Annotated in this window: 1 protein-coding gene; it reads right to left on the minus strand. The window is 55.9% G+C overall.

Annotation, left to right across the window (positions count from 1 at the left end; translation table 11 throughout):
• Nucleotides 1–16 precede the first annotated feature (16 nt).
• A complete protein-coding gene (locus QN224_RS33575; protein ID WP_283980180.1) occupies nt 17–460 on the minus strand; it encodes a transposase in 444 nt (147 codons plus the stop codon).
• Between the last annotated feature and the right edge of the window lie 205 nt (nt 461–665).

A 665-nucleotide genomic window follows, 5' to 3' on the forward strand; every position in this document is an offset into this window, starting at 1 on the left:
GCGAGCTGCGGATCTCCTATTCATCCAGCCCGAGTCTCTTGCGCAGGTCGGCATTTTCCGTGCGCAGTTTTTCCGCCAGAAGCTTACGGAGCCTCTGGTTTTCCTTTTCGAGTTGAACGAGTTCGGCGAACTCATCGCCCGGCGACACCGGCATGTCCGCCTTCTGAGCAACAGGCTTTGCGGCTCGTTTCCACTGATAGTAAGTTTGCTCCGATATGCCGGCGCGCTTGATGGCGTCCTTGAGCGTGCTCTTATGTTGGGCGACTTCCGTCTCGATCAGCTTGAGCTTCTCGATCTTCTCCTGTTCGCTATGCTTTCTCGGTTTATCGGCCGTCGCGCTTGAATCCCGAACCTGTTCGGCAGTCGCTTTTTGACGCCGTGGCGACCGCTGTTTCTGTGTTTTCATTTCGCCAGCCGCTTCAGACGCGGCAACTGCTCCCGTGTTACTCTCGTCAGCCACTGTAACTTCCTCCCTTAGCCAACCCAATGAGTTGGGCCCAATAATCTACAGAGTCAACGCAACCGTCAAACCCCGGATTCACGTATGTTGATCTTCTTCTTCTGCTACGCCAACGTTCATCAAGGTATCGCGCAGGAAGCTGCTGACCAGCAACGTCTTCACCGACGGCGCCGACCGCACTTCAGGACGCACGAAGGACGCTGTG

The organism is Sinorhizobium sp. 7-81, from assembly GCF_030124405.1.
Lineage (GTDB): Bacteria > Pseudomonadota > Alphaproteobacteria > Rhizobiales > Rhizobiaceae > Sinorhizobium > Sinorhizobium psoraleae.